This is a genomic window from Azospirillum sp. Sh1 (genome assembly GCF_008365135.1).
Taxonomy (GTDB): Bacteria; Pseudomonadota; Alphaproteobacteria; order Azospirillales; family Azospirillaceae; genus Azospirillum; species Azospirillum oryzae.
On sequence record NZ_VTTK01000020.1, the window covers coordinates 1 to 26,776 of the forward strand.

At 67.2% G+C, this 26,776-nt stretch carries 29 protein-coding genes; 12 read left to right on the plus strand and 17 right to left on the minus strand.

Going from position 1 to position 26,776, the window contains the following annotated elements; translation table 11 throughout:
* Positions 1-185 precede the first annotated feature (185 nt).
* The 6 genes from FZ029_RS19430 to FZ029_RS19455 form a co-directional block, all read right to left on the minus strand.
* Positions 186-965: an ABC transporter ATP-binding protein gene (locus FZ029_RS19430; protein WP_149271127.1), complete on the minus strand. Its 780-nt coding sequence runs from the start codon at positions 963-965 to the stop codon at positions 186-188.
* Positions 966-967: 2 nt separating this feature from the next.
* Positions 968-1,852: an ABC transporter ATP-binding protein gene (locus tag FZ029_RS19435; RefSeq protein WP_247892399.1), complete on the minus strand. Its 885-nt coding sequence runs from the start codon at positions 1,850-1,852 to the stop codon at positions 968-970.
* A 3-nt stretch (positions 1,853-1,855) separates the two neighbouring features.
* Positions 1,856-2,776, minus strand: coding sequence for a nickel transporter permease (nikC, locus tag FZ029_RS19440; RefSeq protein ID WP_149271129.1), 921 nt, complete (start codon positions 2,774-2,776; stop codon positions 1,856-1,858).
* Complete coding sequence (locus FZ029_RS19445; protein WP_149271131.1) at positions 2,773-3,783, minus strand: ABC transporter permease; 1,011 nt, start codon at positions 3,781-3,783, stop codon at positions 2,773-2,775. The genes nikC and FZ029_RS19445 overlap by 4 nt, the downstream gene beginning before the upstream one ends.
* A 230-nt stretch (positions 3,784-4,013) precedes the next feature.
* Positions 4,014-5,018, minus strand: coding sequence for a thioredoxin-disulfide reductase (gene trxB / locus FZ029_RS19450; RefSeq protein WP_149271133.1), 1,005 nt, complete (start codon positions 5,016-5,018; stop codon positions 4,014-4,016).
* A 50-nt stretch (positions 5,019-5,068) separates the two neighbouring features.
* On the minus strand, positions 5,069-7,012 hold the full coding sequence (locus FZ029_RS19455) for a hypothetical protein (protein ID WP_149271135.1): 1,944 nt from the start codon (positions 7,010-7,012) through the stop codon (positions 5,069-5,071).
* A 195-nt stretch (positions 7,013-7,207) separates the two neighbouring features.
* Between FZ029_RS19455 and FZ029_RS19460 the strand changes: the two genes are divergently transcribed.
* The 10 genes from FZ029_RS19460 (at position 7,208) to sigJ (ending at position 13,953) form a co-directional block, all read left to right on the plus strand.
* Complete coding sequence (locus FZ029_RS19460; protein WP_149271137.1) at positions 7,208-7,819, plus strand: PadR family transcriptional regulator; 612 nt, start codon at positions 7,208-7,210, stop codon at positions 7,817-7,819.
* A gap of 20 nt (positions 7,820-7,839) precedes the next feature.
* Positions 7,840-8,133, plus strand: coding sequence for a DUF2218 domain-containing protein (locus tag FZ029_RS19465; protein ID WP_149271138.1), 294 nt, complete (start codon positions 7,840-7,842; stop codon positions 8,131-8,133).
* A gap of 153 nt (positions 8,134-8,286) precedes the next feature.
* Positions 8,287-8,742, plus strand: a complete 456-nt coding sequence (locus FZ029_RS19470) for an Rrf2 family transcriptional regulator (protein WP_149271140.1) — start codon at positions 8,287-8,289, stop codon at positions 8,740-8,742.
* A 158-nt stretch (positions 8,743-8,900) separates the two neighbouring features.
* Positions 8,901-9,860: a cysteine synthase A gene (gene cysK / locus FZ029_RS19475; RefSeq protein WP_149196788.1), complete on the plus strand. Its 960-nt coding sequence runs from the start codon at positions 8,901-8,903 to the stop codon at positions 9,858-9,860.
* A 165-nt stretch (positions 9,861-10,025) separates the two neighbouring features.
* Entirely contained in the window at positions 10,026-10,820 is a 795-nt protein-coding gene (locus tag FZ029_RS19480) for a hypothetical protein (protein WP_149271142.1), read from the plus strand.
* A gap of 95 nt (positions 10,821-10,915) precedes the next feature.
* Entirely contained in the window at positions 10,916-11,704 is a 789-nt protein-coding gene (gene moeB, locus FZ029_RS19485; protein ID WP_188051986.1) for a molybdopterin-synthase adenylyltransferase MoeB, read from the plus strand.
* 33 nt (positions 11,705-11,737) lie between these two features.
* Positions 11,738-12,238: a DsrE family protein gene (locus FZ029_RS19490; protein ID WP_247892400.1), complete on the plus strand. Its 501-nt coding sequence runs from the start codon at positions 11,738-11,740 to the stop codon at positions 12,236-12,238.
* 16 nt (positions 12,239-12,254) lie between these two features.
* Positions 12,255-12,512, plus strand: coding sequence for a hypothetical protein (locus FZ029_RS19495; RefSeq protein ID WP_149271146.1), 258 nt, complete (start codon positions 12,255-12,257; stop codon positions 12,510-12,512).
* 98 nt (positions 12,513-12,610) lie between these two features.
* Positions 12,611-13,063 carry a carboxymuconolactone decarboxylase family protein gene (locus tag FZ029_RS19500; RefSeq protein WP_149271148.1) on the plus strand — a complete coding sequence of 151 codons (453 nt, stop codon included), beginning with the start codon at positions 12,611-12,613 and terminating at the stop codon, positions 13,061-13,063.
* Entirely contained in the window at positions 13,060-13,953 is an 894-nt protein-coding gene (gene sigJ / locus FZ029_RS19505) for an RNA polymerase sigma factor SigJ (RefSeq protein ID WP_149271150.1), read from the plus strand. Before FZ029_RS19500 ends, sigJ begins: the two co-directional genes overlap by 4 nt.
* Here sigJ and FZ029_RS19510 read toward each other — a convergent pair.
* From FZ029_RS19510 to FZ029_RS19525, 4 genes are all read right to left on the minus strand, one after another.
* Positions 13,950-14,324, minus strand: a complete 375-nt coding sequence (locus FZ029_RS19510) for a response regulator (RefSeq protein ID WP_149271152.1) — start codon at positions 14,322-14,324, stop codon at positions 13,950-13,952. The genes sigJ and FZ029_RS19510 overlap by 4 nt on opposite strands.
* A gap of 76 nt (positions 14,325-14,400) precedes the next feature.
* Positions 14,401-15,138: an HAD family hydrolase gene (locus FZ029_RS19515; protein ID WP_149271154.1), complete on the minus strand. Its 738-nt coding sequence runs from the start codon at positions 15,136-15,138 to the stop codon at positions 14,401-14,403.
* Positions 15,139-15,220: 82 nt separating this feature from the next.
* Positions 15,221-15,622, minus strand: a complete 402-nt coding sequence (locus FZ029_RS19520; protein WP_149271156.1) for a hypothetical protein — start codon at positions 15,620-15,622, stop codon at positions 15,221-15,223.
* A gap of 195 nt (positions 15,623-15,817) precedes the next feature.
* Positions 15,818-16,249: a Fur family transcriptional regulator gene (locus FZ029_RS19525; RefSeq protein WP_085090580.1), complete on the minus strand. Its 432-nt coding sequence runs from the start codon at positions 16,247-16,249 to the stop codon at positions 15,818-15,820.
* 394 nt (positions 16,250-16,643) lie between these two features.
* Here FZ029_RS19525 and FZ029_RS19530 point away from each other — a divergent pair, with 394 nt between their 5' ends.
* Positions 16,644-17,855: an ATP-binding protein gene (locus FZ029_RS19530; RefSeq protein WP_149271158.1), complete on the plus strand. Its 1,212-nt coding sequence runs from the start codon at positions 16,644-16,646 to the stop codon at positions 17,853-17,855.
* A gap of 66 nt (positions 17,856-17,921) precedes the next feature.
* Here FZ029_RS19530 and htpG read toward each other — a convergent pair whose 3' ends face one another.
* Together htpG and FZ029_RS19540 are read right to left on the minus strand one after the other, a co-directional pair.
* On the minus strand, positions 17,922-19,802 hold the full coding sequence (htpG, locus tag FZ029_RS19535; RefSeq protein ID WP_149271160.1) for a molecular chaperone HtpG: 1,881 nt from the start codon (positions 19,800-19,802) through the stop codon (positions 17,922-17,924).
* 201 nt (positions 19,803-20,003) lie between these two features.
* Complete coding sequence (locus tag FZ029_RS19540; RefSeq protein ID WP_149271162.1) at positions 20,004-20,648, minus strand: MSMEG_1061 family FMN-dependent PPOX-type flavoprotein; 645 nt, start codon at positions 20,646-20,648, stop codon at positions 20,004-20,006.
* A gap of 112 nt (positions 20,649-20,760) precedes the next feature.
* On the opposite strand from FZ029_RS19540, the gene FZ029_RS19545 reads away from it, so the two are divergent.
* On the plus strand, positions 20,761-21,468 hold the full coding sequence (locus FZ029_RS19545; protein ID WP_149271164.1) for a TetR/AcrR family transcriptional regulator C-terminal domain-containing protein: 708 nt from the start codon (positions 20,761-20,763) through the stop codon (positions 21,466-21,468).
* A gap of 25 nt (positions 21,469-21,493) precedes the next feature.
* On the opposite strand, the gene FZ029_RS19550 is transcribed toward FZ029_RS19545, so the two are convergent.
* From FZ029_RS19550 to FZ029_RS19570, 5 genes are all read right to left on the minus strand, one after another.
* On the minus strand, positions 21,494-23,137 hold the full coding sequence (locus FZ029_RS19550; RefSeq protein WP_149271166.1) for a DUF945 domain-containing protein: 1,644 nt from the start codon (positions 23,135-23,137) through the stop codon (positions 21,494-21,496).
* 93 nt (positions 23,138-23,230) lie between these two features.
* Positions 23,231-23,899 carry a glutathione S-transferase family protein gene (locus FZ029_RS19555; protein WP_149271168.1) on the minus strand — a complete coding sequence of 223 codons (669 nt, stop codon included), beginning with the start codon at positions 23,897-23,899 and terminating at the stop codon, positions 23,231-23,233.
* An 87-nt stretch (positions 23,900-23,986) separates the two neighbouring features.
* Positions 23,987-24,724 (minus strand): hypothetical protein, encoded by a 738-nt coding sequence (locus tag FZ029_RS19560; RefSeq protein ID WP_149271170.1) that lies wholly within the window; start codon positions 24,722-24,724, stop codon positions 23,987-23,989.
* 42 nt (positions 24,725-24,766) lie between these two features.
* Complete coding sequence (locus FZ029_RS19565; RefSeq protein ID WP_247892401.1) at positions 24,767-25,294, minus strand: GNAT family N-acetyltransferase; 528 nt, start codon at positions 25,292-25,294, stop codon at positions 24,767-24,769.
* A 77-nt stretch (positions 25,295-25,371) separates the two neighbouring features.
* The gene (locus tag FZ029_RS19570) at positions 25,372-26,631 is read right to left on the minus strand and encodes a TAXI family TRAP transporter solute-binding subunit (RefSeq protein ID WP_247892402.1); all 1,260 of its coding nucleotides are present in this window, start codon (positions 26,629-26,631) and stop codon (positions 25,372-25,374) included.
* Between the last annotated feature and the right edge of the window lie 145 nt (positions 26,632-26,776).

Consider the following 26,776-nt stretch of genomic DNA (forward strand, 5'->3'; position numbering starts at 1 on the left):
CCCGACGACGAAAACGCCAGACCGAAAACATACCGGCTCCCTTCATAAGGAAGCCGGTATGTTAGCGCCTATGCCCTAACCCTCCCCCACCTTCGGTGGGAGAGGGAACTGCCGCCGCTTCGCATAAGGCACCCTCTCCCGCGTAGCGGGGGAGGGTTGGGGAGGGGGCAACAGCACTTTGCCCCTCACGCATAATCCCGGAAGCTCTCCGCTGTCGCGCGGTCATAACCCAGGCTGGCGCGCAGGAGTTGCAGGGTGTAGGGCTCGCGCGCGGCACCCCGGCGCAGTTCCTCCACCGTCATCTCCTCCACCAGACGGCCGCGGTTCATCACCGCCAGCCGGTCGCACAGGTTGGCGACGACGGCAAGGTTGTGGGTGACCAGCACCAGGGTCAGGCCATGCTCCGCCCGCAGCCGGCGGAGCAGGTTCAGGATTTCCGCCTGGACCGACACGTCGAGCGCCGAGGTCGGCTCGTCCAGCAGCAGGACGCGAGGCTCCAGCACCAGGGCGCGGGCGATGGCGACGCGCTGGCGCTGGCCGCCCGACAGCTGGTGCGGGTAGCGGAAGCGGAAGGCGGGGCCAAGACCGACATCGCGCAGCACCCGGTCGATGCGCGCATCGGCGTCGTTCAGCCCGTGGATGGCGATGGGCTCGGCCAGGATGCGGTCCACCGTGTGGCGCGGGTGCAGCGAGCCGTAGGGGTCCTGGAACACCATCTGGCAGAGCTTGTAGAAGGCCTTTTGCCGCTTCGGTCCCTGATCCGCGCCGGCGACGGCGATGCGGCCGGTCCAGTCGTCGTTCAGGCCGCTGACCGCGCGCAGGACGGTGGACTTGCCGGAGCCGGACTCGCCGACGAGGCCGAAGCTTTCCCCCTCCCGCACCGACAGGGTGACGCCGTCCACCGCGGTGACGGCGTCGGCGCCGTCGCCGAAACTGACCCGCAGGTCCTGGATGTCGATCATCATCGTCAGCCCTCCAGCCCATCGGCCAGCCCATCGGCCAGCCATGCGGGATCGCGGCTCAGCACCGGCAGGTCGCCCGGCGGCTCGTCGATCTTCGGCAGGCTGGCCAGCAGGCCACGGGTGTAGGGGTGCCGCGCCGCGTGCAGATCCGACGCGCGGCAGCTCTCCACCACCCGGCCGGCATACATGATGAGGATGCGGTCGCAGAAGGAGGCGACGAGGTTCAGGTCGTGGCTGACGAAGATCATGCCCATGCCGCGCTGGGAACAGAGGTCGTCGAGGATCGCCAGCACCTGCATCTGCACGGTGACGTCCAGGGCGGAGGTCGGTTCGTCGGCGATCAGCAGGTCGGGGTCGGGGATCAGCATCATCGCGATCATGATGCGCTGGCCCATGCCGCCCGACACCTCGTGCGGGTAGCGGTCATAGACCCGCTCCGGATCGCGGATGCGCACGGCGGCCAGCATCTCCAGCGCGCGGCGCTTGGCCTCGGCGGCGCCGGCCTTGCTGTGGACGCGATAGGCCTCGGCTATCTGGCGGCCGACGGTCATCACCGGGTTCAGCGAGTATTTCGGATCCTGCATCACCATGGCGATGCGCCGGCCGCGGATGTCGCGCATGCGCTTGGCCGAGGCCGTCAGCAGATCCTCGCCGTTGAAGGCAAGCCGGTCGGCGGTGACCCGGCCCGGCGGCGGCACGAGGCGCAGGATGGAGCGGCCGGTCATCGACTTGCCGGAGCCCGACTCGCCGACGATGCCCAGTTTCTCCCGGCCCAAGGTGAAGGAGACGCCGCGCACCGCCTCGGCCATGCCGGTGCGGGTGGGGAAGGCGACGCGGAGGTTGGAGACTTCAAGCAGGGGAGTGTTGTCCGCCATCTTTTGATTGGCCATGGCTCAATCCCCCTTCGGGTCCAGCACGTCGCGCAAGCCATCGCCCAGCAGGTTGAAGCCCAGGCTGACGATGAAAATGGCAAGGCCGGGCATGGCGGCGACCCACCATTGCTCCAGCACATATTGCCGGCCGCTGGCGATCATCGCCCCCCATTCCGGCAGCGGAGGCTGGGCGCCGAGGCCGAGGAAGCCCAGCCCGGCGGCGGTCAGGATCACCCCGGCCATGTCCAGCGTCGTCCGCACGATCAGCGAGGCGACGCACAGCGGCATGATGTGGCCGAGGATGATGCGCAGGCTGGACGCGCCCTGCAGCCGGGCGGCGCTGATGAAGTCGGCGCGGCGGACGGTCAGCGTCTCCGCCCGCGCGATGCGGGCATAGGGCGGCCAGGAGGTGATGGCGATGGCGATCACCGCATTCTCGATGCCGGGGCCGAGCGCGGCGACGAAGGCCAGCGCCAGGATCAGCTTGGGAAAGGCCAGCGCGATGTCGGTGATGCGCATCAGCACGGTGTCGACCCAGCCGCCGAAATAGCCGGCGACCGTGCCGATCACCAGCCCGGCCAGCGGCGCCGTCGCCGCCACCAGCGTCACGATCATCAGCGTCAGCCGCGCGCCATGGATCAGTCGGGACAGGATGTCGCGCCCGAAGGCGTCGGTGCCCAGCCAATGGGCCGCGCTTGGCGGCATCAGCCGGTTGTCCAGATTCTGGGCATAGGGATGGTAGGGCGCCAGCACCGGGGCCAGCGCCGCGACGACGACCAGGGCCAGCACGATCAGCAGCCCGGCGACGGCCAGCCGGTTGCGGCGGAAGGCGGTCCAGCCGGCCCAGGCGCGGCCCAGCCGGGCCTGCGCGCGGGACTGCGGCGTGTCGGTGGTCAGCCATTCCCGCCAGCCGGCGGATTGGGTTTCGGTGCGCGCGGTCATCGGGCCCGGGGATCCAGTAGGCGATAGAGCAGGTCGGACAGCAGGTTCAGCGCGATGAAGACCGCGCCGACCACCAGCGTCCCGCCCAGCACCGCGTTCATGTCGGCGCTGAGCAGCGAATTGGTGATGTAGAGCCCCAGGCCGGGCCAGGCGAACACCGTCTCTGTCAGTACCGACCCTTCCAGCAGGCTGGCATAGGACAGGGCGATGACGGTGATCAACGGCACCGCGATGTTGCCCAGCGCATGGCGCCAGACCACCCGGGTCTCCGACAGTCCCTTCACCCGTGCGGTGGTGATGTATTCCTGGCGCAGCTGGTCCAGCATGAAGCCGCGCGTCATCCGCGCGATGTAGGCGACGCTGTAGAGCCCGAGGATGGCCGACGGCAGAACCAGATGATGAACGGCGTTCCAAAACATCTCGGTCTCGCCGGCCAGCAGGGCGTCGACGGTGACGATGCCGGTCACCGGATCGACCATGCCCTCGTAGAAGACGTCGACCCGCCCCGGTCCCGGCACCCAGTCCAGCTTGGCGTAGAACAGCAGCAGCGCCATCAGCCCCAGCCAGAAGATCGGCACCGAATGGCCGATCAGACCGAGCAGGCGGATGGCGTGGTCGGGCCAGCGCCCGCGGTGGGTGGCGGCGAACACCCCGGCCGGCACGCCCAGCAGGGCGCCGAGCACGACGGCGACCGTCGCCAGTTCCAGCGTCGCCGGGAAGACGCGCAGCACATCCTCCAGCACCGGGCGGGAGGTCAGCACCGAGGTGCCGAGGTCGCCCTGCAGCACATCGCCGACATAGCGGAGGAACTGCTGCCACAGCGGCAGGTCGAGGCCCAGCTGCGTGCGCATCTGCGCATAGCTTTCGGCGTTCGCCCGGTCGCCGAGCGCGGACAACACCGGGTCGATCGGCACGACGCGGCCGATCAGGAACGTGACCAGCAGCAGGCCCAGCAGGGTGGCGGCGACCGTGACCAGCAGGGTCAGGCCGCGTTTCAGCGTAGGCAAGAGGACTCCCTCGCGAATGGACGCGCTAAGGAATCACAGTCGCGGCTTTGTGCAAAGCCCGTCAAGGGCATAGGGGGGTATGGGGAGGTGGGTGCGGTGGATGCCCCCTCCCCAACCCTCCCCCGCTTCGCGGGAGAGGGAGTCGGTCGCATAGCGGCGGAGTTCCCTCTCCCACCGAAGGTGGGGGAGGGTTAGGGAGGGGGCATCCGCCGCGTATCCTTACCTGCCGCTCACCACGTCCCGGCCGGGCTGGGGTCGCCATGGGCGCCGGCGGCGGGCTCGTGGTGGGCGAGCCAGCGCTCGGCCTCCAGCGCGGCCATGCAGCCCATGCCGGCGGCGGTGACGGCCTGACGATAGACCTTGTCCTTCACGTCGCCGGCGGCGAAGACGCCCGCGATGTCGGTGGCGGTCGAATCGGGGGCGGTGACGATATAGCCCGACTCGTCCATCTTCACCTTGCCCTTGAAGATGCCGGTCGCCGGCTCGTGGCCGATGGCGACGAAGACGCCGGCCACGGGAATGACGCGCTCCTCGCCCGACTTGACGTTCTTCACGCGCACGCCGGTGACGGCGCGCGGGTTGCCCATGGTGCCGTCACCCTCGCCGACGATCTCCTCCACCGTGCTGTCCCACACCACCTCGATCTTCGGGTGACGGAACAGGCGGTCCTGCATGATGCGTTCGGCGCGGAAGCTGTCGCGGCGGTGGATAACCGTCACCTTGGTGGCGTGGTTGGTCAGGTACAGCGCCTCCTCGACCGCGGAGTTGCCGCCGCCGATCACCGCGACCTCCTTGCCGCGGAAGAAGAAGCCGTCGCAGGTGGCGCAGGCCGACACGCCGAAGCCGCGATAGATCTCCTCGGTCGAGATGCCGAGCCAGCGCGCCTGGGCACCGGTGGCGATGATGACGCTGTCGGCGGTGTAGGTGTCGCCGCTGTCGCCCTTGCAGACGAAGGGACGCTGGCTGAAGTCGACGTCGGTGATCAGGTCGAACACCATCTTGGTGCCGACATGCTCCGCCTGCTTCTGCATCTGCTCCATCAGCCAGGGGCCCTGGATCGGATCGGCGAAGCCGGGGTAATTCTCCACATCGGTGGTGATCATCAGCTGCCCGCCCGGCTGCATGCCCTGGACCATCAGCGGTTCCAGATTGGCGCGCGCGGCATAGATGGCGGCGGTGTAGCCGGCCGGGCCGGCGCCGATGATGAGGACCTTGGTGTGGTGGGTCGTGGCCATGGACGTGATCCCGCAGTGTATCGGCAGAATGGGAGGCGATTGAAACGGTTCTAGAAACCGAACATATGGTCGAGGCTGAAGGCGCTGTCACCGGCCGCAAGGCAGCCATGGTAGCCGAACAGGCGGCAGGTGGTGTCGCGGATCAGCACATAGGCATGCTCGCCCGCCGCCAGCCGTTCCGCTTCCGTAAACATCTCGTGATAGCGCCAGAAGCGCGAGCCGCCGCAGGGGATCGCCAGCCGCTTGCGCGCCACTTCGACACCGTCGCGCCGCACCAGGATCAGGCTGGTGTCGGACGTGGCATGCCACCGGGTCGAGGCAGGGTAGACGAGGTGGCAGAGCGTGTCCCACGGGTCGGTGCCCAGCCGCAGGAACAGGCGGGTCGACAGTCCGGGCGGGCGGCCATGGTAGCTCTGGGGTTCGTCGCGATAGATCATCGCCATGTTGAACATGTGGCTGCCGAAGCTGGTCTCCGCAACATGGCCGGTCGTTACGTCCTCGTAACGGACCAGCGCGTGCAGCCAACCGTCGGCGATCGTTCCGGCTTCGAAATCATAGACCAGTTCGACATGGCCCCAGCCGCCATCTCCTGTTTCATCGACGACGCCTTTGTCGGCGACCAGCCCAGTCACGTCCAGCGCCACGCTGTCGGACCGCTTGAGGTTGCCGAAGCGGTGTTCGGCCACCGCGGCGCCGTTGCGGTCGTAGACGACGGCCTTCACCGGCAGTTCGTTCTGCGCCGTGCTCATCGGCGTCGGCAGCAGAATGGTGCGCCAGCGGCCCATCGGCAGCAGCGGCGCCGGCAGGATGTGGCCCTTGCCGACGACGCCCTTGTCCATGGCGCCACCGGTCAGTTGCGGCAACTTCGGATCGGGCTTCAGGTCGGTGCGCTCGACATTGGCATGGGCCATGCGGCGTCGGCCGTCGGCGGCGACGATCTCGTAACGCGGGCGGACGAAATGCTTGCCGGCCTGAACCTCGAACTGCTGCGGCCAGCGCGCCTCGGGGAACAGGTCGGCGACGTCCAGTTCGACGGTGGCGAAGGCCGGGACCGTCCGGTCGAGCCTGCGGATCTCCGGCGACCCCATCAGGTTCAGGCCGACGGCGCCGGCCGGGATCGGCGTCGGGTGGCTGTTCTGGATCCACAGGGTCACCCGCTCGCCCTCGCGCGGGGCGGGCAGGCCGGCATAGAGGTCGGCCGGCCAGGCGTTGGCGTCGTGGGTGCAGGACAGCACCGTGTCGTCGTCGCCATAGGTGTCGAGCGCGTATTTGACCACGTCATGCCCGGCGGCGCCGATGACGTGCAGGAACAGCGAGCCGCAGAAGTCGGACAGGTTGAAGCGCTCGCGCACCTGCCGGCTGTCGATCACCACCGTGCCGTCGGTCGGCGGCATCGGCTCCGTCCAGTCGGCGATGGGGCGCCCCTCGCCGTCGAACAGGCAGGCCCACAGCCGGGTGCCCTTGGCGCCGTAGCGCGGCCAGTAATTGGCCGACACCACGCGGGTGTGGTGGCCGTCGCCGTCGCGGAACCAGGCGAAGTTGGTCGCCCAGTTGAACTTCGACAGGTAATGGCCGGGGTCGTTCAGCATGTCCTCCGGCACGCGCATGGCGTCGAGCGAGACGACGCCGGCCTGCTTCGGGATCAGGTGCGCGATGTGGCCTTCCAGCCGCTGGGAATCGAAGGCGACGATGAAGACGGTGCGGGCGCCGCTGGACGGCAGGTCGGTCACCGGGCGGGCGGCGTGGCCGAACGCCTCGCGGCCCACCTGCTCCACGTCCTGGACATAGATGCCGCCGATGTCGATCGACGACAGGTCATAGAACTCCGCCAGACCCGACAGCAGGCCCAGCGGGTCATAGACCGCCACCGGGCCGAAGGAAGCCAGCCGTGCGATCAGGATCGCGGCCTTGGGCGCCGCCAGCGGATGGCCCACCGCCTTGAAGAAGCTGGAGCCGCCGGTGACGTTGGAAAAGGTCTCGATCCGAAGAGGCATGAGGACACACACGCGCGATAGCAATGCCAGGGCGTCGGTTATAGCCCCTTCGGCCGGGCGGGCGACAGAGATTTGCAGGCGGACGCGATTTGTCCGGGGGTACGAACGCCTGCCCGAACGATCCCTCTTGTCTGAGAGCGGGTTTCGATATATCTAAGTTTTCGTTATATCGAAACTGCATCAAGAGAGGGTTCCATGTTTCGGCACCTGTTTCACAATCACGGCCGCCGCTTCTCGCGTCCGGAATTTGAAGACGAGGCTCCGGAGGGACGCGGCCGGCACGGGCGCCACGGCCATCGCGGCGGCTGGGAAGGCTGGGGCGGCCAGGGGAAAGGCGGCCGGGGCGAGCGGCGCATCTTCGACCATGGCGACCTGCGCCTGGTCCTGCTGTGGCTGATCGCGGAGAAGCCGCGCTCCGGCTACGACCTGATCAAGACGATCGAGGAGAAGGTCGGCGGCGCCTACAGCCCCAGCCCCGGCGTCGTCTACCCGACCCTGACCCTGCTGGAGGAGCAGGGTCACATCCGCGTCGGCGCCACCGAAGGCAACAAGAAGCTCTACGAGATCACGCCGGAGGGCACGGCGGCGCTGGCGGCGGCGGAGCCGACGGTGGCGGCGGTGCGCGAACGCATCGCCCATGCGAAGGCCTGCCGCCAGCGTGAATCGTCGCCGCAGATCGTCCGTGCCGTCGAGAACTTCAAGATGGCCCTGCGGATGCGCCTGTCGCGCGGCGACCTGACGACGGAGCAGACCCAGGCCATCGCCGACATCATCGACAACGCCGCCCGCAGCGTCGAACGCATCTGACCGGACAGGAGACAACGGCCATGGCCGCATCGACCGCACGCATCGTAACGCCGAACGGGCGCCGCTACATGACCCAACTGTGCAAGCACTGGGCGCACAAGTTCGAGGTCGTTTATGACGAGACCCAGGGCCTCGTCCCCTTCAGCCCCGACAGCCGCTGCCGCATGGCGGCCGACGACGCGGGACTGACCCTGACCCTGGAAGTGGAGGATTCCGGGCAGATGGAGCGTATGCAGGGGGTGGTGATCGACCACCTGAAACGCTTCGCCTTCCGCGAAGAACTGGGGCAGGTGGCCTGGGCTCCGGTGGGGTGAGGCGCATTTTCCCGAATCTGTCTGCGACAAATCCTGTTGAGAATTACCGCGTCTGCGGTGTAAAACGGTTCTTAACCAACAGGCGGGAATGGGAGAGAAGGCGGTTTTCCACCGCCGGGCCGCCCATGGACAGATCACCGGGAGTCTTTCGTGATGCTCCGCATCTCCAAGAAGCTGATGTTCGCCATCGAGGCGGTCCTCGACATCGCCTACAACGCGGGCACCGAGCCGGTGCAATCGGGGGAGATCACCCGGCGCCAGGGCATCCCGAAGCGTTATCTGGAACAGGTGCTGCAGCAGTTGGTGCGCGAAGGCGTGCTGGCGGGTGTGCGGGGCCCGCGTGGCGGCTACCGGCTGGCGCGCGAGCGGCGGCGGATCACGCTGGGCGAGATCGTCAAGGTCGTCCGCGCGATGGAGACCGCCACCGACCCGATCGAAGAGCCGGCCGGTTCCGTGCTGGGCCATCAGGTGGTGCGCCCGCTGTGGGGCGAACTGCAGGAAGAATGCATGTTGAAGCTCGACACCATCACCATCGAGGACCTGTGCATGCGCGCCCGCCGCGCCGGGGTGGAGAGCGAGACCGAGGACCGGATCGACTTCACCATCTGATCTGGCCGGGCTGACGGGGTCGGCATAGGCTGGTGCGGACGGCCGGGGCACCCCACTTGCCGTTCGCCGCACTTGCCGTTTGACAGTGCCCCTGTGCTGGATAATGCTCCGCCTGGGGTGTTGAACTCACTTATAACACAAATCTCAGAGGTGGAATCATGGCTGCACCGGAGTTCCGCGGCAAGATCTACGACAGCATCCTCGACACGATCGGCGCCACGCCGCTGGTACGGCTGGACCGCCTCGCCGCCGAGGCGGGGGTGAAGGCCCAGATCATCGGCAAGCTGGAGTTCTTCAACCCGCTCGCCAGCGTCAAGGACCGCATCGGCCGCGCCATGATCGAGGCCGCCGAGGCCGCCGGCACCATCGCCCCCGGCCGCACGACGCTGGTCGAACCCACCTCCGGCAACACCGGCATCGCGCTGGCCTTCGTCGCCGCCGCCAAGGGCTACAAGCTGATCCTGACCATGCCGGAAAGCATGTCGGTGGAGCGGCGCAAGATGCTGAAGCTGCTGGGCGCCGAGCTGGTGCTGACCCCGGCGGCGGAAGGCATGAAGGGCGCCATCCGCAAGGCGGAGGAGATCCTGGCCGCCGACCCGAACGCCTATCTGCTGCAGCAGTTCAAGAACGCCGCCAACCCGGCCGTCCACCGCGCCACCACGGCGGAGGAGATCTGGAAGGACACCGACGGTCAGGTCGATTTCCTGATCTCCGGCGTCGGCACCGGCGGCACGCTGACCGGGACCGCCGAGGTCATCAAGGCGCGCAAGCCCTCCTTCAAGGCGGTGGCGGTCGAGCCGGAAGACAGCCCCGTCCTGTCCGGCGGCATGCCCGGCCCGCACAAGATCCAGGGCATCGGCGCCGGCTTCGTGCCCGACATCCTGAAGAAAGAGCTGATCGACGAGGTGGTGCGCATCTCCAACCAGCGCGCCTTCGAGACCGCCCGCAACGTCGCCCGCCTGGAAGGCGTGCCGGTCGGCATCTCGTCCGGCGCGGCGCTGGCGGCGGCGCTGGAGATCGGCGCCCGGGCGGAGAATGCGGGCAAGCAGATCGTCGTGATCCTGCCGTCCTTCGCCGAACGCTACCTGTCGACCGCCCTGTTCGAAGGGCTGGAGTAAAGGCGCATCGATGCGGGTGGGGGGTGATCTTCGCCCCCACCCGCAGCTTCGGTTCGCAGCTTGGCGGCGAAATTCCGGCCCGAAATTTGACGGATTTCGCCGTTTCGGCTAATCTTCCGGGTGACCGCACCGCCGTTCCGTCCGTGCCGCCGGGGAGTGACCGCCATGACGGATATTACCGCCGCCACCTACGTTCCGAACCTGTCGAGCAGCGCCTTCTCCCAGTTCAAGGGGAAGACGACCAAGATCGGTTCGGACGGGGCCAACGCCGATAGCCAGACCTTCACGGTCAGCAAGTCCGGCGAGTTCAATTTCAAGATCAACGACACCTTCACCAACGTCGAGATCCGCAACGACCGCAACGAGGTGGTGACCACCATCCGGTCGAAGGAATCGGCGGCGGACGCCAGCGCGCGGCTGGGACCCGGCACCTACACCGCGACCTTTTCGCAGGCCAACCGGGCGGCCGGCGTGCGCGACTATTCGATGGATGTCACGGAACGGCAGAACGTTCTGGTGACCGGCGGCGGCGCGACCTTGAAGGGGACCGCACAGCCGCCGGGGAACGGCGACACCGGCGTCCAGAAGCACACCTTCAACGTCGTGCAGGGCGGCACCTTCACCGCCGACATCTCGCTCGCCAACACGCGCTGGGCGATGATGGACAAGGACGGCAAGGTGGTGGCCGCCAGCGACTCGGGCAAGACCGATGCAGAGCAGAACTTCCTGCAGAAGCCGACCTACAAGCTGGAGCCCGGCCAATATTCGATGGTGGTGGTGCCGCCGTCCAGCCTGAAGAGCCCGACGGATTTCCGGCTGAGCTTCGTCCCGCGCAATCCGGACCTGTCGGACAGCGGCCTCAACCAGGAAAGCGCCATCCAGAAGACTCTGCGCGAACGTCAGGACCGGCTGCGCCAGTGGGCGTCGGAAGCGAAGCCAACCACCTCGACCAAAGCATAACGGGAGCGGGGCCTGACCGGCGGCACTGCCGGCTTGCGGAAAACGCGGCATCGAATGTTGCTGCAACGGCCCGTCCTTGCGCTATGCTGCGGGCCATGGACTTCACGGATACCCAGCTTCACCGCTATTCCCGCCACATCGTGCTGCCGGAAGTCGGCGGCATCGGCCAGGAAAAGCTGTTGCGTTCCAAGGTGCTGGTCGTCGGTGCCGGCGGCCTGGGCGCGCCCCTGCTGCTCTATCTGGCGGCGGCCGGCGTCGGCACCATCGGCATCGTCGACGACGACACCGTCGACCTGTCGAACCTGCAGCGGCAGGTGATCCACGACGAGTCGTCGCTCGGCCTGCCGAAGGTGGACAGTGCCGCCGCCCGCATCCGGGCGCTGAACCCGGATGTCCGGGTGGAGACGCACCGGACGCGGATCAGCCGCGACAACGCGATGGAGCTGATCGCCGGCTATGATCTGGTCGCCGACGGGTCGGACAATTTCGCCACGCGCTTTCTGCTGAACGACGCCTGCTTCCTGGCCGGCAAGACGCTGGTGTCGGCGGCGATCCTGCGCTTCGACGGGCAGCTGACCACCTTCAAGGCGCATCTGGGCGCGCCGCACCCCTGCTATCGCTGCCTTTTCCCCGAGCCGCCGCCGCGCGGCACGGTGCCGTCCTGCTCGGAAGGCGGGGTTCTAGGTGCGTTGGCCGGCTCCGTCGGCTCGCTGCAGGCGACGGAGGTGCTGAAGGAACTGCTGGGGCTGGGCGAAAGCCTGTCGGGCAGCCTGCTGATGATGGACACGCTCTATGCGTCCTATCAGCGCATCTCCATCAAGCGGGATCCCGACTGCGCGCTTTGCGGCGATCATCCGACGATCCACGACCTCTCCGCCCATTGAAGGGCGCCACGGCAACGACGGGAGGCGGCCACCATGTCCACTGCCCTGCCTGAAACCATGCCCAACTCAATACCGGCGACGGGAGCCGGCGGCACGTCGGCCCTGTCCATCGTCTTATTCGCCGGCGGCTTCGACCGCGTCCATTACGCGCTGGTGATGGCCAGCGCCGCGGCGGCCACCAACCGCAAGGTCACGCTGTTCTTCACCGGCCGCGCCCTGCGTGCCCTGGTGCATGAGACGGAGCCGGGGGTGCTGGGCTGGCACGACCTGGACCCGGCCGACGACGGCAGCACGCCGGTGGCGCGCGACCGGTATTTCGCCACCCACGGCCTCGCCACCTTCGAGGAATTGCTGGAGGCCTGCGTCGCCATGGGCGTCACCGTGATGGCCTGCGAGATGGGGCTGCGGGCTTTGGGGTTGCCGCCGGGCGTCTCGCTGCGGGCGGACGTGCCGGTCGCCACCGGCGGGGTCGTCACCTTCCTCAACCAAGCGTCCAGCGGGGCGCCCGGCGGCGGCGCCATGCTGTTCGTCTGAAGCTGTTGGATAGAGCATGACCGACAACCGCGAGATCCTCGACCTCGCCAACCGGTTCGAGTCGATCGCCACCGACGGGTTCGAGGGGCGTCCCTACCGGCCGGCGCTGGCCGAGCTTGCCGTCCGCGTGCGCGAGCGGCCGGGCATGGCGCCGCGCGTCGCCCATGCGCTTGGGATCATGATCCAGCTGATCGGCGAGAGCGATCCCGAGGGGCGGTTCGCCGCCAAGATCGCCATCCTGCGCGAGGCGGTTGGGCTGCTCGGCGACGCCTGAGGTGCGCGCCCGAGCCAAGCGCAAGGCAGCCATGCGTCACGCTGGAGATGGGCGCCCCGTCATGGGGGGTGAAGACACTCCAGATGAGGATGAACACCATGGCTTTCCGTTTCACCGTCGCCACCGACGCTCCGTCCCTGTACGCCACGCTGTTCGCCACCGCCAAGACCATCCGCGGCAGCGGCCTGCCGACCGGGCTGATCCACCTGATCGACCTGCGCGTGTCGCAGATCAACGGCTGCACCTATTGCATCGATTTGCATACCAAGGAAGCCCGCCACGACGGCCAGTCCGACCAGCGCATCGCCGCCCTTGCCGAGTGGGAGCGGTCGGACCTGTTCCTGCCGGACGAGCGCGCCGCCTTCGCCTGGGCCGAGGTGCTGACCCGCACCCAGCATGACCGCATCGACGAAGCCTACCGGGCGCTGCAACGCCATTTCAGTGCCGAGCAGATTGCCCAACTGACCGTGACGGCGGCGCAGATCAACGCCTGGAACCGCATCGGTATCGCCCAGCATATCGAGGGCACCGCCGTCGGGATGGCGGCGTGACGGCGCTGGCCGACCCGGACACCGCACTCGCCGCCTTCGCGGGCGAGCGGGCGCGGCTGCGCGCCCTGGCCTACCGGCTGCTCGGCTCGGTGGCGGAGGCGGAGGACACGCTGCAGGACGCCTGGCTGCGCTGGTCCACGGTTGCGCCCGGCAGCGTCGGGTCGGCCCCCGCCTTTCTGACGACGCTGGTGACGCGGCTGGCGCTCGACCGGCTGCGCTCCGCCCGGGTGGCGCGGGAACGTTATTACGGGCTGTGGCTGCCCGAGCCCGAGGTCGCCGACTGGGATGACGGGCTGGAGGACGGGCCAGGGGACGGAGCGGAGGCCGAGTCGGTGCCGATGGCGATGCTGCTGCTGCTGGAACGGCTGGCGCCGGACCAGCGGGCGGTCTTCGTCCTGCGCGAGGCGATGGATCTGGATTACGCGGAAATCGCGGCGATGCTCGGCAAGTCGGTCGAGGCCTGCCGCCAGATCATGCGGCGCGCCCGCGCCCGCATGGCCGAGCCGTCCGCCGCGATGGCCGATCCGGATGCCGGACGCCGTCTGGCCGCTGCCTTCGCCGAGGCCAGCGTCCGGCGCGACTATGCCGCCATCGTCGCCCTGCTGTCGGACGACGCCCAGTGGCTGAGCGATGGCGGTGGGATGGTGCGGACGGCGGTCAAGCCGCTGTTCGGCGCCGACCGCATCGCCCGCTTCCTGATCGGCGTCCAGCGCAAGCGCGCCGTCAGCTTCCGATTCGTGCCAGTGCGGGTCAATGGCGGGCCGGGACTGCTGACCGATCTGGGCGGATCGTTCCGTAGCGTGCTGGCCTTCGATGTTGCCGATGGTCGCATCCTGCGGGTCTATCAGGTCGCAAACCCGCAGAAGCTGGAGCGCGTGCGGAGCTTTTAAGCCGTCGCCTCGTCCAGCCAGCGGTCGAGCGCGGTCAGATCGACCGGGCGGGGCAGGATGGGGAAGGGCAGGTTCGGCATCCGCGGACCGGTCATCAGGATGCGGGTCTGCGGATAGAGCATCGCCGCCAGCGTCGCGGCGCGGTCGCCCTCGTCGCCCTCATGATCCAGCGGCAGCAAGGCGACGACCGGCGCCTCCGCACCGATGAGGGTCAGGGCCTCCAGCGCACCGGCGGTCTGCGAAACCTGAAAGCCGCGGCCGGACAGATGGCCGGCCAGCGCCTCGCGCTGGATGCGGTCGGCATCGGCGACCACGGCGCGGCGCCCGCCGTACCCCGGCATCCGGATGTCCGCTTCGATGCTGAAAGCCACGTTCCCCCTCCGTCCATCATGTTTTTGTTATGGACGAGGGGAGTATGCGGGTGGGTGGACGGGTTGTAAACGGCCGCTACCTGTGGTTCGACCTTCGTCGAATACGGACCACTTCGCCCTTGTGCATCAGCGCCAGCATCGGCAGGTCGCTGGGATGGTTGCCATAGCCCCAGGTGGCGGCGACCGGGCCGTTGCCGGCGATCCAGCCCGTCACCCGTTCCGCCTTGTCCAGCCGCACGCAGTTGGCGGTGCTGAGCCGGCCGGTCAGCCTGCCGTCCACCACCTCCATGCCCGTCGCCAGCAGGTCGTCCACCTCCAGCCCGCGCAGCAGCGCCGGCATGTAGAGGTCGAGCGCGCCGGTGGCGACCACCACGCGGCGACCCTGCCGGCGATGCTCCTTCAGCACATCGAGCATCGGCTGGTGCCAGCGCACGCGCGGGACCATCCGCTCCGCCGCGGCCAGCGCGTCGGCCACCGGCAGGCCGCGCAGGGTGCGCTTCAGATAGATCGCCTTGACCGACCCCGGAAAATCGCAGCCCGGCCCGCGGCCGCGGACATGGCGGTGCAGGGCCGATCGGATGGCATCGGCCAGTGCCAGGGCGGCGCGGCGCCGGCCGATCACCTCGCCGACGAACATCGGCAGGCTGTCGCCATGGATCAGCGTCCCGTCGAAGTCGAAGAAGGCCACACCGGCCGGCCCCAAAACCGATGACTCGATAGCCGGCGAATCGGGAGCCATCGCCAGCAGCGGCGTGGGCGGCGTGAGGCTGGTCCGGGGCTCGATGCCGCGGGGCGGAACGGACGTCGTTTGCATGACCATGTTTATCCGGCCGGCGCGGTGCGGCAGGCAAGGACTTTCAGGTCAGCCCTGGCCAAGTCGGCTCTGGCGATACCGATCAATGCAGCATGGTGGGGCCGCAGGGCGCTTCGAAGAGCGGTCCCTCTTCCGCCCCGTCCTCCGCGTCGTCGGATGCGAAGTCCGCTCCGGCGCTGTCGTCCACCTCTTCCAGCTGGGCGATCAGGTCGCCGGACGCCTCCTCCAGCCCTGCCTTGACGGCGATCAGCAGGTTGATGATCTCGCCATTGTCCTGCTCCAGGCTGCGGACACGCTCTTCCAGCCGGTCGATGCGTCGCATCAGCAGGTCGGACAGGCGGTCCAGCCGTTCGAGGACGGGGTCGGGGCCCGAGCCTGCGGCGTTGGCTGCGGTCTTGGGAATGTCCGGCCCGGCCGTGCTCGGCGGGCTTTCGGGCCGGGCGTCGGGGCGTCGGTCTTGGCGATTGTCGGGACGATCATCCATGGTGCGGCCGGTTCCGGTCAGTGAGGTTTGCTCCTCGCCTAACCTTGGACCAGTGGCCGGCAAGGTCCAGACCGGCACCCGATGCACCCCGCAAGCGATGGCCGCCTGACCCGCCCGTCCCGCGTGTGGAGATTCCGGGGAAGGGAGAGTTAGCCTGCACCCCTTGTGCGCATCGCCAAGAAGTTCTTCATAAAGTTAAGACTCAGATTTATCGGTCCGGCGTTTGCGCGGAACACCGTACAGTTCCAACCGATGGCCGATCAGGTCATAGCCAAGTTCGCGGGCGATGCTTTCCTTCAGCCGTTCCATTTCATCGTTGGTGAACTCGATCACTTCTCCTGAGTCGACATCGATCAGATGGTGGTGATGATCGGTTCTGGTTTCTTCGTAGCGCGCACGGCCGTCACCGAAATCCAGCCGGTCGATGACGTGCGCCTCTTCGAACAGCCGCATCGTGCGATAGACCGTGGCGATGGAAATGCGCGGATCGATGGCGGATGCACGGCGGTGCACTTCCTCCACATCGGGGTGGTCCGTCGCCTCCGACAGCACGCGCGAGATCACGCGGCGCTGATCGGTCATCTTCAATCCCTTCTTCACGCACAGTTCTTCAAGGCGCGAGGGCATGGACATCCCCTGTGTTCCTGTCTTTGTTCGACGGGCGACGGTTCGCCCCTCCGGTCTCCCTGATCCCCGGGCACGCCAGCACCGAACGCCGACCGGATGTTCCATCCCGGCCGGCCCTTTGCGGCACCCCGAATATCCGACCAATATACTGTGTTTCGGACGCATTCTCAAACACCCACGGCCACCGACAGCCCTGCCGGACGGCCGAGCGGAAGAGGCTTTGCCGGCCAAAGCCATAGTACTTTCCGGCTATCGTTCAGCGGGAGCGGATGGTTGGAACGGAAACGAATTGCTCATAATCCCCTGCTAGGTTTTGTCGGATGGAGCGCCGTGCAGTCCGGGACGGCGCCTGATCGGACGTGACCATGCCGGACAGGGAGGGGGAGGAGCCGCAATGACGCCATTCGATGTCCCGCCTCCCGCCCCGACGATTGCGGCGGAGCCGCCCATGGACGAACCCGCCTTCACCGCAGCGGGGCTGGCCGTTCCGGTGCCGCCGCTGACCCTTGACCAGGAGTGTGCCGCCGCGCTCGCCCGTTTCCGGCGCCAGCCGGAGCTTGCCGCCCTGCCGGTGGTCGACGGCGACGGCCGCGTCGCCGGGCTGCTGGAGCGTGGCCGGCTGCCGCCGGCCGGCGGGGGAGAGGGGGGCGGCATGCCGCTGGTCTCCGACGCGATGGACCCGCATCCGCTGCTGATCGAAGGGGCGACGCCGCTGGCGGAGATCGGTCGGCAGTTGGCCCGGCTGAAGCCGGCGGCGCTGGTGACGGGATTCCTGGTGGTGGAGCGGAGCCGCTATCTCGGCGTCGGCACGGTGACCGTGCTGATGGCGCGCTCGGCCGAACAGACGGAGCTGCGCGCCCGCCAGCTGGAGGAGGCGCGCCGGCAGGCCGAACAGGCGATCCGGGCCAAGACCGCCTTCCTCGCCAACATGAGCCACGAGATCCGTACGCCGCTGACCGCGATGATGGGCTTCGCCGAACTTCTGGAGCAGGAGGTGCTGGGGCCGCACGCCATCCCGCTCTATCGGGAATACGCCCGCGACATCGCCGAGAGCGGCCGGCACCTGATGGAACTGATCAACGACCTGCTCGACCTGTCCAAGGCCGACGCCGACCGGCTGGAACTGGTGGACGGCACGGTGGACGTGGTGCGGGTGGCGATCGGCACGGCGCGGCTGCTGGCCGAGCGGGCGTCGCGCCATGGTGTCAGCATCGCCACCGAGGTGCCGCTGGACCTGCCGCCGCTGCGCGCCGACGAACGCAAGCTGCGCCAGATGCTGCTGAACCTGCTGTCGAACGCGGTGAAGTTTACCCCGACGAATGGCGTGGTGACGCTCGGCGCCCGGGTGGCGGCGGACGGCGCCTTGTGGCTGTCGGTGCGCGACACCGGCATCGGCATGACCGGGGAGGAACTGGGCAAGGCGCTGGAGCCCTGGGGGCAGGTGGACAGCGCGCTGGCCCGCGCCCAGGTCGGCACCGGCCTGGGACTGCCGCTGACCAAGCGGCTGATCGAACTGCATGGCGGCCGCCTGGACGTCGTCAGCCGCCGCGACGAAGGCACCACCATGTCGCTGGTCTTTCCGGCCAAACGGGTCGGGCGGGGGTAAAGGAAAAGCCCCCTCCTCCGGGGAGGAGAGGGCTTTTCCGTCAGACTTTCCTGTTCAGGGCGAACCTTACGCCAGCCCCTTCTCCATTGCGCTCGCCAGACGGCGGGCGAAGGCGGCGGGGTCGGGCAGGGGCTCGCCTTCGACGATGCGGGCCTGATCGAGCAGGAGCCACGCCGCATCCTCCAGCGTGTCGGTGGCGCCGCTGCCCTTGGCCCGTTCGGCCAGACGCTTGATCAGGGCGTGGGATGGGTTGATCTCCAGGATGCGCTTGCCGACCTCGCCGTTCAGCTGCTTGTGCTGCTTCAGCAGGCGTTCCAGGTGCATGTCCATGTCGTTGTCGTCGGCGACCAGACAGACGGCGCTGTCGGTCAGGCGTTCGGACTTGCGGACGTCCTTCACCGCGTCGGACAGGGTCAGCTTCAGCAGGGCCAGCAGGTCGGTCAGCTCGCCTTCCGGCGCCTTCTCCTCCGGCTTCTCGGCCTCTTCGCCCTTGATCTTGCCGAGATCGGCGCCGCCGCGGGTCACCGACTTGAAGGGCTTGCCGTCATAGACGCCGACAGACGGCATCCAGAACTCGTCCACCGGGTCGGTCAGCAGCAGCACCTCGACGCCCTTGGCCTTGAAGCCTTCCAACTGCGGGCTGCGCAGCAGGGTGTCGATGTCGTCGCCGCTGATGGTGAAGATGGCGTCCTGGCCCTCCTTCATGCGGGCGACATACTGCTCCAGAGAGACCAGATCCTCGCCGGCGGTGGTGCGGAAGCGCAGCAGCTTCAGCAGCTCGTCCCGGTGCTCGTAGTCCTCGTAGAGGCCTTCCTTCAGCACCGCGCCGAAATTCTCCCAGAAGCTGTCGTATTCGGCCGCGTTCTCGCTGTCCTTGGCCTTCTTCGACAGCTCCGACAGGACGCGCCGCGTGATGCCGGCCTTGATCTTGGCCAGCATCGGGTTGTGCTGCAGCATCTCGCGGCTGATGTTCAGCGGCAGATCCTCGCTGTCGACCACGCCGCGCAGGAAGCGCAGATAGGGCGGGATCAGCCCTTCGGCCGCATCGGTGATGAAGACGCGCTTGACGTACAGCTTCACCCGGTGGGCGCGCTTGGGGTCGAACAGGTCGAACGGCTTGGTCGAGGGCACATAGAGCAGGTTGGTGTATTCCAGCGCGCCTTCGGCCCGCCAGTGCAGGGTCAGCCACGGATCGTCGAAGGCGTGGCCGACATGGTGGTAGAATTCCTTGTACTGGTCGGCGGTGATCTCCGACTTCGACCGGGTCCACAGGGCCGACGCGCTGTTCAGCGCCTTGGCGTCGTCACCCTCGCCGAACAGGATCGGGATGGCGATGTGGTCGGAATATTTGCGGACGATGCCGCCGAGCCGCGCCTCGTCCAGATACTCGTCATCGCCGGCGCGCAGGTGCAGGACGATCTTCGTGCCGCGCGGCAGGCCGTCGGTCTCGGCGATGGTGAACTCGCCCTTGCCGTCGGATTCCCAGCGCCAGCCCTGATTCTCGCCGGCCTTGCGGGTCAGCACGGTGACCTTGTCGGCGGCCATGAAGGCGGAATAGAAGCCGACGCCGAACTGGCCGATCAGGTTGACGTCCTTCTTTCCGTCACCCTTCTCGGCGGTTTCCAGCGACTTCATGAAGGCGGCGGTGCCGGAGCGGGCGATGGTGCCGAGATTCTCGACCAGATCCTCGCGGTTCATGCCGATGCCGTTGTCGGCGACGGTCAGGGTCCGCGCGTCCTTGTCGACCAGCAGGCGGACCTTGAGGTTCGGATCGTCGGCCGAGAGTTCCGGCTGGGTCAGCGCGGCGTAGCGCAGGCGGTCGCAGGCGTCCGACGCGTTGGAGACCAGTTCGCGCAGGAACACTTCCTTCTCGCTGTAGAGCGAGTGGGCGACGATGTCGAGCAGACGGCTGACCTCGGCTTGAAAACTGAGCCGTTCCTCGGTCATGGGGGCACCTTCGTTGGTTTTGCACGGGTGTTGGCGTCAAGACGGCGGAGATATGTGAAAGCGTCCCGGCCGTTCAAGAGGCTTGTGCCGTGCAACCGCGGGAGGTGTGCGGCGGGGTGTCGCGGTGGAGAGGCCTGAACCGGAGGTCCCGACACCTTCCTCCCTTCGCCGCTTCAGGGCCCCCGGCCTTCGTTCCTCCTTTCATTCCATGGGAGGCGATTCGCTGTACAGCTGTTCCGCCAGTCCTTTCTGGTACATCGCGTCGATCTGGTCGGCCGTCAGATCCGCCAGTCCCGCCTGGTCCTTCACCATCTGGCCGGGAGACGGCATGTCTTGCGGTACGGACCAGGCGTCCGGTTGCCACAGATGCGAGCGGCGCAGCGCCTTGCCGCAATGGAATAAGGCTTCCCGCACGGACAGGCGGATGGCGGCCTTGGGGATCCGCCCTTCCTCCGTCAGCCGTTCCAGCAGGGGCGGGGCCGTGGTGACGGTGGCGATGCCGTTGATCCGCAGGAAGATGTCCACGCCCGGCACCAGGAACACCAGTCCGCACCCGCCGTCGGAGGTGAGGATGTTGGTGATCGACGAAACCTTGTTGTTGCCGGGCCAGTCGGGCAGGGCCAGCGTCTGGCGGTCTTCGGCATGGACAAAGCCCGGCCGCCCGCCGCGCGGCGAACAATCCATCCCGCTTTCCGCCATGGTGGCGACGAAGACCAGCGGCGATTCGGCGACGAAGCGCAGGCAGTGATCGTCCAGGAAGGGGAAGCTCATCTTCACGATGCGCTCGGACGGCATGTCGTAGAGCTGCCGCAGCGCCTCGACCGTGTGGATGCGATGGGGATCCATGGACGTTCCTCTGCTGGGCCGCGGTGCGCGGCGACGGATAAACTAACGTTGTTAGATTTGGCCTAACAGCGTTAGTTTGTCAATCCCGGCAGGAAGAGGCGGACTTACGGCCATGCGTGTGCAACGACAGGACATCATCGACGCCGCGATGACCCTGCTCGACGAGGTGGGGATCGAGGGGTTGACGATGCGGCGCCTCGCCGGGGCGCTGCGGATTCAGGCCCCGTCGCTCTATTGGCATTTCGCCGGCAAGCAGGCGCTTCTCGATGCGATGGCCGACGCCCTGCTGGCCGAGATGAGGCTTCCCGCCGATGCCGGACTGCCATGGGACGAGTGGCTGCGCGAGGTGGCGACGGAGTTCCGCCGCGCCTTGAAGTCCCGGCGCGACGGGGCGCGTGTCTATGCCGGAACCTTCCCGGTCATGGACAATGTCCTGCGCGTCAGCGACCGCGCGATTGCGACCCTGCGCGCCGCCGGTGCCGACGAGCGCACGGCGGCCCATATGCTGTTCACGATGCTGTATTTCGTGATCGGCTTCACCATCGAGGAACAGGCGACCCTGCCGCCTCCCGGCGGAAGCAGTGAGGGGATCGACCTGAAACGGGTGGCGCAGCAGCTGACGGCGGAGCAGGAGGCACGCTACCCCCACGCCGCCGCCACGGTGAGGCTGCTCGTCGCGGACAATGACGACGAGGCCCGCTTCCGGTTTGGTCGGGACCGTCTGATCGACGGGTTGAGGGCCGCCATCCCCAGTTCCAGCACCAATCCAAACAAAGCCCCCGATCCAGGTTTGCCGGGATCGGGGGCTTGGCAGGTCTGAAGCTTCGGCGTGCTGTTTGCCGGGCTTACTTCTTCTTCGGCTTTTCCGCCGGGGCCGGGGCCGGGGCCGATTCGCCGCCGCCGGCCAGCAGCGGGGTCATGTCGGCGCCGTTCAACAGGAGCTGGCCGGCCTCCGTCACCTCGAACTTGTAGGTGCGGATGTCGGCGCCGGTGTCGTCCTTGCCGGCCTGCCCCATGGCCTGGACCATCGCCAGACCGCCCAGCAGATCCTGGGTCTCCTTGTCGGGCTTGGCGCCCGGGGCCGGCTGCATCGCCTTCACCGCGGCGTCGATGCCGCGCAGCAGGACGTTGGCGCCGCCGGTGACGCCGAAGGCGGCCTGGGTGGCGACCTTGACCGCGCCGGTGGCGGTGCCGGCCGTCGCCGGGGTGTCGAGGTTCAGCGCGTCGATCCGCAGCTCCGTCCCGGCCTCGCCCATCGCGGCCATCGCCTGCTGCATGACGACGTCGGAGGAGGGCGGCGGCGGCGGGGCGGCCTTGGCCTTGGCGCCCTTCTTCGGCGGCGGGGCCTCTTCCGCCTCGGCGGCCTTGGCCAGTTCGGTGAAGGCCTTCCACAGGGCGCTGTTCGGCAGCTTGGCGACCGACAGCTTCATTTCGAAGGCGCGCGGGGTGAAGGCGGCGGGCGCCGGCGACGGCGTCATGGCGAAGTCGCGCGCCTCGATGCCCATGCTGACGGTCGACATCGCCTGGTCGAGGTCGGTCAGGCCGCTGCGGAAGGCGAGCTGGCCCAGCGTCACCGTGGTCCCGTCCTCCGGATTGACGACGGACAGGTTGGACAGGCGCATCGCGCCGCTGACGCCGCCGAAGATGCCCTGCAGCTTCGGCAGCAGCTCGGCACTGGTCGGGGCAGCCCCCTTGGCGGCGGTCTGTTCCGACAGCTTCTGCAGCGCGCTGACCTTGGTCAGGTCGACGCGGGTATAGGTGGCCTCGGCGGTGACGCCGCCGATCTTCACCAGTTCCTTGTTCTTGTCGTCCTTCACCGACAGGCCGCCGAAGGCGAAGGCGGCCGGGCCGCTCCACAGGGTGGCGCCGCCGGTCCCGGCCTCCGGCTTCAGGTCCTGGACCATGGTCATGGAGGCGACGGAGATCTTGCCCTTGCCGTCGGCGGCGTTGACCGCGATGTCGTTGTAGGCGGCATCGACGGCCAGCAGCGTCTCCAGCGCGCCCGACCAGGTGCTGGTGAAGGACTGCTTGCCGATGGAGATGGTGGCGGCGTCGACATACTCGTCATTGTCGTCGAGGTTCTGCACCTTGATCGCGCTGGGCAGCGTGATCGACACGCCATACTGGCCGTCATCCTTCGGCGTCACCGACAAGAGGACGGTGCCGATGTCGAACAGCGTGCCTTCGGCATCCTCGGCCGACAGGCGGGGCAGGGCGACGTCGTAATGGTCGCCGGCCGGCTTGACGGTGGGTTCGCCCTGCCATTCGAAGCCGACTCCCTCGCCATCCTCGCTGGGCGGCGGGAACCAGCGGGGCAGGTCCTTCTTCAGCGAGGCGGCGAGCGCCTTGGCCCCGGCGTCGTCGACGGCGGGGGCGGCCTGGACGGGCGACCAGCCGGCCACCAGCGCCAGCATGCCGCCGGCGATCAGGGCGGGCCTCAGGGAACGGACCGGCAGGGCCGGGACGGGCGAAAGACGGCTGAGACGCATCGAGGAACTTCTCCCGGGTACGATTTGGGAGCACGTTAAGCTTGATACGCGAGGCCGGTCCATGCCCCTGATGGGCCAATTCTCAAGAAGCGGTTAAAAATCCAGGTCGGCGTAGTGCCTGGGCGGCGGGCAGCCGGTGATGTTGTCGGCCAGCAGCGCGCGGAAACTGGGGCGCGACTTGATCCGGGCGTACCAGTCCTTGGCCTCCGGACTGCGGTCCCACGGCACGTTGTCGATATAGTCCAGGCAGGACAGCTGCGCCGCGGCGGCGATGTCGGCCAGGGTGAAGACCGACCCGGCCAGCCAGGGCCGCCGTTCCGACAGGAAGGCGATGTAGTCGAGGTGATAGGTGACGTTGGCCAGTCCGGCGCGAATCGCCGGGGCGAAGGGGTGGCCCTGGCCGGACAGCCGCTTGATCAGCTTCTCGCCGACGAGGTTCTCGGTCACCTCGCGTTCGAACTTGTTCAGGAACCAGTCGGCGACCCGCCGCACCTCCGCCCGCGCCGCGATCTCGCGCGGCAGCAGGGGGGTATCGGGATAGGCCTCTTCCAGATATTCGATCACGGCGAGACCGCCGGCGACGACCGTCCCGTCCTCCTCCACCAGAACCGGAACCTCGGCGGCCGGGTTCAGCTTCAGGAAGTCGGTGCGCCGCTCCCATGGCCTTTCGACCACGGGTTCGAAGGGCAGGGCCTTCTCGGCGAGCATCACGCGCGCGGTGCGCGACAGGGCGTGGATCGGGTGGTGGTACAGGGTTCGCATGGCGGCGCGACTTTACCGCAACGCCGCAAAGGAAAACAGCCTGCGCATCCGGGCCTGCGGGTCTCGTTGGGGGTGGGTCGGACGGTGTCAGGAACGGCGTTTCAGGTATTTGCGCTTCAAAGCCTCACCAAATAAAAACAGGATAGCGCCCAATACCACTCCAGTTGGAAACGACATGTGGTAAGCGTCAGACAGTGAAGATATTCCGCTTGGTGTTATGGTGCTCGATAGAAAAAAACAGAATGATATCACCATGAATGCCGAATTCTCTAAACCATCGTCAATAAAATGACGAGCATATTTCTTTATCATATAGAAGATGTTTGTTATCGATCGGTGCATGATGAAAGCATATATGGCGGAAAGTATTGTTATGAATGTGCCATTATTTTGATGATAATTTGATAATACAGCCATAATAAAATATAGCATTGGCATCAATACAGATAAAATCCATAGCAATTTTCTATTTTTACTATCGACAACTGAAAAATTCTTCTTCGAAGATAGGAAAAATGATGCTCCATCGATAATGCGAAAAACTATAACGGGTATCATTATTGATGCTTCTGTGATTTTGCTCGGTGATATAACGAAACACAGAATTACTACTACTATCATATTTACTATACAGGATGTTATAATCTTCCTTTCTGGAGGATTTGATGATTCAATAAGGTCCATAATTTTTGGAATAAAAAAATAATATAAAGTAAATGCATATATCAAGAAAGAGGCAATTTCAATTACTGGGTCGTTGCTTCCTAAATTGGAATGCGGAGGATTTTTAAATTCAGGGAGAGTATCAATTGTTTCAAGTATCATTTTGGGCTCTAGTTTCGCACTAAATAGTTGAGAATTATCGATCTAGCTCGTATTATATCCTCCAATCCTATAGCGAACCAGCGTATCGGCTTGACTCGATGTCGCGTCCACCGGCGTCCAGCCGTTGCGCTCGTAGAAGGCGCGGGCGGCGGCGTTGCGGGCGGCGCAGGCCAGCTCGACCGGGTGGGGGCCGCCGCGCAGCAGGGCCAGCGCCTCGCGCAGCAGGGCGGATCCGATGCCGCGCTTGTGCCATTCAGGATCGATGAACAGGTTGTGGATGACGCCGGCCTTGGGATCGAGCGAGACGAAGCCGACCACCGTCCCAGCCCCGGCCCCGGTCCCGTCGACCTCGGCGACCAGCACCGAATCCTCGCGCACGCAGTCGTAGTAATCGTCCAGGCCGAATCGGTCGGCGGGTTGCCAGGAGAAGGCCTGGCGGCGGCCGTGCAGGAAGATCTCGGCACAGCGTTCGGAGTCGGCGCTGCGGGCGGAACGGATCGCGATGCGCACCCCTTCCCCGGCCGGCATGCCTTCCTCCTTCTGCCCGTTGCGCCCGATCCTGAGGATCAACCGGATCTCCGGTCAGACTATTCCACTGCCGGGCCATCCGGGAACGGTCCTTTCGTCCTGTCCGGAGCAAGGGAGGTTCAGCGCGGCGCCTTGTCCCCGGCCGCCTTCCCGGTGGCAGTCTTTTCGGCAGGGGGCTTTTCGGCCGGGGGCTTTTCGGCCGGGGTCTTCTCGGCGGGAGGCGTGTTGGCGGGGGGCTTCCCGTTCGCGGCCTTCTCGCCGCCGGCGGGGGTGGTGTCCGTGCCGGTCCCGCCGGTGGGCGCCCGTGCCGGTTCGTTGGCGGCGTTGCCGAGCAGGCCGGCCTCGCGGTAATAGCGCTCCGCCCCCGGATGCAGGGGAACCGAGACGTTGGCGACCGCGCGGGCGGGATCGAAGTTGCGGCCCTGCGGGTGGCCTTCGGCCAGGACGCGGCGGGTGTTCTCGTGCCACAGCGCACGGACGACGCCATAGATCAGGTCGGGATCGCGGTCGGCGCGGGTCAGCAGTTCCGCCCCCAGGCTGAGCGTCGGGGTGGGGGCGCTGCCGGGATAGGCGTTGGCGGGGATCTCGTGCTCGATATAGAAGCGCTGGGTCCGCAGCAGCCGGTCGGCGGGCTCGCCGTCCAGCGGCACCAGCCGGATCGGCACCCGCGCCGCCACGTCGCTGACCGCCGCCACCGGATAGCCGCCGACCATGAAGAAGCCGTCCAGCTCGCCCTTCGCCAGCCGGTCCGCCGCCATGCCGGGCTTCAGGTAGAGCGGCGTGATCGTGCTTTCCGACAAACCGTAGGCGTCCAGGATCAGCCGCGCCTCCACCAGCGTGCCGGAGCCCTCCTCGCCCAGCGAGATGCTGCGGCCCTTCAGGTCGGTCATGCGGTCGATGAAGCCGTCGGAACGGACGACGACCTGGATCGCCTCCGCATAGAGCATGCCGAGCGAGCGCAGTTCGGCGAACGGGCGCTTGCCGGTGAAGCTGCCGGTGCCGCTGTAGGCCCAATAGGCGACGTCGGCCTGGGCGAAGCCGGCCTCCACCGTGCCGGCGCGCAGCATCTCGACATTGTCGACCGAGCCGTTGCTGGCCTGCGCCACCACGATCAGGCCGGGGATGCCGCAGCTTCCCCCCTTGTCGCAGGGGCGGGAACCCGGCGGGTTGGAGATGGCGTTGGCGATCAGCCCGCCGATCGGGAAATAGGTGCCGGCGGTGGTGCCGGTGCCGATGCGGAAATAGCGCAGATCCTGCGCGGCGGCGGGCGTGCCCAGCAGCAGGCCGGCGGAGGGTAGAAGCGGCGCCAGGGCCACCCCGCCCAGCAGGCGGCCCAGCAGACGGCGGCGGGTCAGAATGGGCATCCGGGGGGCGGACATGCCGGGGCCGTCCCGAAGTCCCGATGAGGGGAGCTCCGGCGGGGTAAGGCAGGCTTTGGCGTCTGCGCGGGGCACCGGGGCGTTCCGTTCGTCTGGCCCGTTGGTCCCGGAAGGGAGGGGCGGGCGGGAAAGGAGGGGCGTGTCT

Coding starts and splice junctions, on each gene's coding strand:
- moeB (WP_188051986.1), top strand. CDS start 10,916: ATGGACTTCACGGATACCCAGCTTCACCGCTATTCCCGCCACATCGTG.
- FZ029_RS19550 (WP_149271166.1), bottom strand. CDS start 23,137: ATGCGTCTCAGCCGTCTTTCGCCCGTCCCGGCCCTGCCGGTCCGTTCC.
- FZ029_RS19470 (WP_149271140.1), top strand. CDS start 8,287: ATGCTCCGCATCTCCAAGAAGCTGATGTTCGCCATCGAGGCGGTCCTC.
- FZ029_RS19465 (WP_149271138.1), top strand. CDS start 7,840: ATGGCCGCATCGACCGCACGCATCGTAACGCCGAACGGGCGCCGCTAC.
- FZ029_RS19540 (WP_149271162.1), bottom strand. CDS start 20,648: ATGGATCCCCATCGCATCCACACGGTCGAGGCGCTGCGGCAGCTCTAC.
- trxB (WP_149271133.1), bottom strand. CDS start 5,018: ATGGCCACGACCCACCACACCAAGGTCCTCATCATCGGCGCCGGCCCG.
- nikC (WP_149271129.1), bottom strand. CDS start 2,776: ATGACCGCGCGCACCGAAACCCAATCCGCCGGCTGGCGGGAATGGCTG.
- FZ029_RS19455 (WP_149271135.1), bottom strand. CDS start 7,012: ATGCCTCTTCGGATCGAGACCTTTTCCAACGTCACCGGCGGCTCCAGC.
- FZ029_RS19555 (WP_149271168.1), bottom strand. CDS start 23,899: ATGCGAACCCTGTACCACCACCCGATCCACGCCCTGTCGCGCACCGCG.
- FZ029_RS19570 (WP_247892402.1), bottom strand. CDS start 26,631: ATGTCCGCCCCCCGGATGCCCATTCTGACCCGCCGCCGTCTGCTGGGC.
- FZ029_RS19525 (WP_085090580.1), bottom strand. CDS start 16,249: ATGCCCTCGCGCCTTGAAGAACTGTGCGTGAAGAAGGGATTGAAGATG.
- FZ029_RS19435 (WP_247892399.1), bottom strand. CDS start 1,852: ATGGCCAATCAAAAGATGGCGGACAACACTCCCCTGCTTGAAGTCTCC.
- FZ029_RS19545 (WP_149271164.1), top strand. CDS start 20,761: ATGCGTGTGCAACGACAGGACATCATCGACGCCGCGATGACCCTGCTC.
- FZ029_RS19515 (WP_149271154.1), bottom strand. CDS start 15,138: ATGCAAACGACGTCCGTTCCGCCCCGCGGCATCGAGCCCCGGACCAGC.
- FZ029_RS19495 (WP_149271146.1), top strand. CDS start 12,255: ATGACCGACAACCGCGAGATCCTCGACCTCGCCAACCGGTTCGAGTCG.
- FZ029_RS19480 (WP_149271142.1), top strand. CDS start 10,026: ATGACGGATATTACCGCCGCCACCTACGTTCCGAACCTGTCGAGCAGC.
- cysK (WP_149196788.1), top strand. CDS start 8,901: ATGGCTGCACCGGAGTTCCGCGGCAAGATCTACGACAGCATCCTCGAC.
- FZ029_RS19460 (WP_149271137.1), top strand. CDS start 7,208: ATGTTTCGGCACCTGTTTCACAATCACGGCCGCCGCTTCTCGCGTCCG.
- FZ029_RS19560 (WP_149271170.1), bottom strand. CDS start 24,724: ATGATACTTGAAACAATTGATACTCTCCCTGAATTTAAAAATCCTCCG.
- FZ029_RS19490 (WP_247892400.1), top strand. CDS start 11,738: ATGTCCACTGCCCTGCCTGAAACCATGCCCAACTCAATACCGGCGACG.
- FZ029_RS19520 (WP_149271156.1), bottom strand. CDS start 15,622: ATGGATGATCGTCCCGACAATCGCCAAGACCGACGCCCCGACGCCCGG.
- FZ029_RS19430 (WP_149271127.1), bottom strand. CDS start 965: ATGATGATCGACATCCAGGACCTGCGGGTCAGTTTCGGCGACGGCGCC.
- htpG (WP_149271160.1), bottom strand. CDS start 19,802: ATGACCGAGGAACGGCTCAGTTTTCAAGCCGAGGTCAGCCGTCTGCTC.
- FZ029_RS19530 (WP_149271158.1), top strand. CDS start 16,644: ATGACGCCATTCGATGTCCCGCCTCCCGCCCCGACGATTGCGGCGGAG.
- FZ029_RS19500 (WP_149271148.1), top strand. CDS start 12,611: ATGGCTTTCCGTTTCACCGTCGCCACCGACGCTCCGTCCCTGTACGCC.